Annotated in this window: 5 protein-coding genes and 1 pseudogene; all 6 read right to left on the bottom strand. The window is 42.3% G+C overall.

Features of this window, described 5'->3' with window-relative positions:
- Positions 1–719: 719 nt before the first annotated feature.
- Positions 720–1,187 carry a DUF4367 domain-containing protein gene (locus ACEVJL_RS16715; RefSeq protein ID WP_374738481.1) on the bottom strand — a complete coding sequence of 156 codons (468 nt, stop codon included), beginning with the start codon at positions 1,185–1,187 and terminating at the stop codon, positions 720–722.
- A gap of 50 nt (positions 1,188–1,237) precedes the next feature.
- Entirely contained in the window at positions 1,238–1,432 is a 195-nt protein-coding gene (locus ACEVJL_RS16710; RefSeq protein ID WP_374738480.1) for a hypothetical protein, read from the bottom strand.
- The gene (locus ACEVJL_RS16705; RefSeq protein WP_209346731.1) at positions 1,429–1,953 is read right to left on the bottom strand and encodes an RNA polymerase sigma factor; all 525 of its coding nucleotides are present in this window, start codon (positions 1,951–1,953) and stop codon (positions 1,429–1,431) included. Before ACEVJL_RS16705 ends, ACEVJL_RS16710 begins: the two co-directional genes overlap by 4 nt.
- A 33-nt stretch (positions 1,954–1,986) precedes the next feature.
- Positions 1,987–2,871, bottom strand: coding sequence for a nucleotidyl transferase AbiEii/AbiGii toxin family protein (locus ACEVJL_RS16700; protein ID WP_209346732.1), 885 nt, complete (start codon positions 2,869–2,871; stop codon positions 1,987–1,989).
- A complete protein-coding gene (locus tag ACEVJL_RS16695; RefSeq protein ID WP_209346733.1) occupies positions 2,868–3,461 on the bottom strand; it encodes a type IV toxin-antitoxin system AbiEi family antitoxin domain-containing protein in 594 nt (197 codons plus the stop codon). The genes ACEVJL_RS16700 and ACEVJL_RS16695 overlap by 4 nt, the downstream gene beginning before the upstream one ends.
- A 334-nt stretch (positions 3,462–3,795) precedes the next feature.
- A pseudogene (locus tag ACEVJL_RS16690) lies at positions 3,796–3,882 on the bottom strand (IS5/IS1182 family transposase); the annotation flags it as partial.

Here is a 3,882-nt window from a genome sequence, read left to right as displayed (position 1 = left end):
AGTGAACGCACCCCAGGAATGTAAAATTCCAAAACCATAATGGAAATGCCGACCGCCATCTCAATGCCTGTGCGCTGAGATGGCGGCCTTTTTATACGCCGGGAGATTTGACGGTTACGTTTCAGCCACACATCGAGTGTAACTGTATCGGAGAGCCAAACCTGCCCGGCTTGGACAACGATGAATTGGCGTCCGTATACACTGTTTGATGAACAGACCTATTATGGAAAAATGAAGATTACCACTATTATTCCGAACCCGGGCGGCGTATACCAGAAGGTATGGTATGACGAACATGAAGGCGTAAATAAGAAGTTGGTTTTGGATACCCATGAGGTATGGTCCAGAGAGAATAAGGCGAAGGATGTAAACGCCAGAACTCCGCAGCCTCCAACGGGAAAACCCAATGTGTAAATGTGTAACTGCGCAATAAATCATTATTGTATTGTGCAGGACGCAGGAAAGGGGGCCTCTTACGAGTTGGTAAGAGGCCCCCTTTCCTTTGAGATAACGGTTTACCCGTCACGCCATGTGCGAACGAGTAAACCATTATCCACTTATTTTCCTGTGTGTGTTGTTGACTTCCACTTAACTTTCTTATAGCTTGTCCTGTCCACTGGGGTGTTGGCACTTTCCAGTGGACAGGTTTGCAGAGAGTGACAGTAACGACTTTTTTTGCGGCTGAGTTTGGCCGTGAACTTCCGGCATTTTGAGGGTAGCTATACCCGACCCGAACATTTAGAAACGCTGCATGCCATCTTCATCAACAAATCCTTTTCAAAAAATCCGTCTATAACGAATTGAATGTGTGCTTCATCATCGTACCATGTTATACAACTACTCTGTTCCTCATCGGCTGAAATATATAAGTGTCCAGGACATCCATTAACCGTAACATTCTCGACTTGCATGTTTTCTGTATCGATTAAAATTGCAGATCCCTCTTCAACTCTCACATATTCAAATCGAAGTATATCTCCTTCTTCATTTTCATAATGAATTTCAATATTATTGGAAAACTCTATTGAAGACTCTGTTTCTATATATCCCTGAGGTAAATCCAAAATTTTATACAAAGGCATTTCAATAGAATCTTGGTCTCCAAAGAATCTATAAATAACATATGTTTCATACCACTCTGTAACCCATTCAACTATAGCAGCTCTCACTGTTGGACTAAAAATCATCAACGCCCCCAGAGAGACTGAACATGCGAGCGCAATACTGGCTGCTATGTTTAAGATTTTTTCCAGCGAGGACGTTTATGCCTCTTTGCCCATCTATTTGGGTTGTAAACCATACTTTCCATCTCTCGGATAAAGCGAGAAGATACATTAACCTGTTCATGTTCAAAAAGTTCTTGAGAAAACTCTTTTTCTGCAGCTTCTAGTAAAATATCTCTTAATATAGAATTTTCCTTGCCTTCTGTCATTTTATGTATCCCTCCTCCCTCAATTTTTTTATGAGTATTGTCCGACCCCGATGAATACGAACGTTAACTGCCGTTTCTGTTAATGCAAGAGCTTTCGAGATTTCCCTTGTGCTGCGTTCTTCTATAAATCGCATTTCCAGCACTGCTCGATATGTATCAGGCATCGACTGTATAACTTCTATAATTGACCGTTCGTCATTTTCTGCGAACCTATCATCGTTTCCGATTATAGCATCTTCAAAAGGTAATTCCTGCTTTTTTCTTCTCAAAATTGTTATAGCTTCATTTTTTACTATAACAACGAGATACGCCCCATATTTATTACTTGGTAAACTCGAAATTCTTTGAAAATTATTTACAACTCGTACCCATGCGTTCTGGACAACATCTTCTGCTGTATATCCATCATCTGGAAAATACCGTTTTGCCACCCGTAGCATAGCACTTCCATACTGATTATATAATGCCGCAAAAAGTTCTCTATCATTGTCACTTTCCAGCATTGATAAAAAGATCAACAAAAACAACCACCTCCTATCTTTTAATGAAAAACTTTATTCTCTTGAAAAATGCTCCGCAAGACCACACCTCAGTACATCGCTTATGGTGTCCATGATACGCTGGATCGTATCACAAGCATCATCAAACGAGACATCTTTTGCATAGTCAAAATCTCTCTGATATTTTTTCCAAAAACCTTGAAGCTGTTCGCTGGAGCGAATCTCGGCGATAATATCCGGATAGAGGTTGAGAACTTTTTGACTGCCTCGCTTATTGGCTGTGCGCTTCAGGGCCTGAAGCAGTGTTTGTGAATCACACTCAGAACCCCGCAAAGAATATAGAATATGTATGTCATAAAAATCTCTCGGGCGCGTGTTGGCAATACTGCGGGACAATACGGTTTCAATTTTCTCTGCCAATACGGTTTCAAGGTTGTAGGCAAGGATGCTGATGGAACGGTCGTCAAACAGCAAAGAAAAAGTGTATTCGATTTCTCGTGGGGTGATAATGTCTCCGGTCGTCACATCTACAGTCAAAGGGACACTGATTGGCGGATAATTTGCTTTCAGCGAAACCCGAATCCCTGGATAATCATCACCCTCGCGGATGTCGGCAATATCCACCAATTCAAAGCGTACATCATCGGCAACCTCCACAGCACAGATTTCTTCAAAAATCCTTCGGATGGCTTCATGTGTCAGAGTGAAGCCTTTGATCGTGGTATCCAAATCCATGGTGGCCCGTGTGTCAAGGCCGACGATTGCGGAAATGAGGAAGCCGCCTTTCAAAATAAAATTCTGCTTATATGCTGAGAGCGAGATCCGCTCCAGCAGTCTCTCTAACATATAGTTTTGCATGACCAACTGAGCGGAAATCTTTTTCTCGGCGGCTTTCTTTTTGATAAAAGCCTTTAGCTGCATCGGATTTTTTGTGATCATAATAGTATCTCCATGTATCGAAGCACCTTGGGTTTTACACGCAGCTGCTCTGCGTACTTCATCAATTTATAAATATCCTTCTCTTTTGACACAGCGTATTTTTTCATTGCTGTGCTTACGATCTGGATGTCGCTCCCGCTGCCGCGAAGAATATCACATATCGTTCTTTCAAGGTCATAAACTTGGAGCGGATTGCCGCAAGGAGAGGGCAATTCCATAACGCCCAGCGAATAATTCTCTGCCACAACGCGTTTGACAAGAATATTTTCCTCTTTCAAGGAGCGTGAGTTGTAGCCTTTGGGAAAGGTCATGGTGTATTGTGCCGGGGTGCGGTCAGAATAACCGTGCAGGTACAATGCAGTATCGTGCGAATAGATTCCGCGCCCGTATCTTAGTTGTAACAGGTAAAGATCGTCTTCCCATGCGTCAGTGCGTACATATAAACCACGTCCGAAACGATAAATCACACCACTGTCTACAAGTTCCTGTAAAATGCTGCGGTGTAGTCCAGCGGAGGTTACCTGCTCCGTGGTAATTGTCCCATTTGGTGATGCATTTAGAAGTGTTTTAATCCGTTCACGATCTGTCATAGGCTTTAGCTCCTTTTTATATCTGACAGTGACACATTATATTATATAAAAATAATGTGCGGATGTCAAGGACGAGCGATACAACGGCACATTATTTTTTGATAAAGGAATGTGCCGTTGTTAAGATGGTGATGCGTTCAATATGAAGTGTTGGTTTTGTGAAAAAGATTCACTTCTCTTTCCGTCTCACCGCACTACATAACGAGGAATGCCGGCGAGCCGCCAGTAAAGCGGCGAAAGCTACCGAGAGCAGCTTTATCAAAGGTATGGTATGATTTTTTGAAAAACTTTTCTCTTTCATTTAGGCCTTGTTTGAAAAATGTGTAGTCTTGTTCTAAAGCAACAAGATAGCAATAGCAGCAAGGTAGACGAAGGCCAGAAAAGAGACATCCAATTTGTCATATCTGGTAGCGACTCTCCG

This window comes from Flintibacter porci (assembly GCF_041925195.1).
GTDB classification, from domain to species: domain Bacteria; phylum Bacillota; class Clostridia; order Oscillospirales; family Oscillospiraceae; genus Lawsonibacter; species Lawsonibacter porci.
Note: the sequence above shows the minus strand (reverse complement) of the source record. Positions and strands in the feature narration are given on the sequence as shown.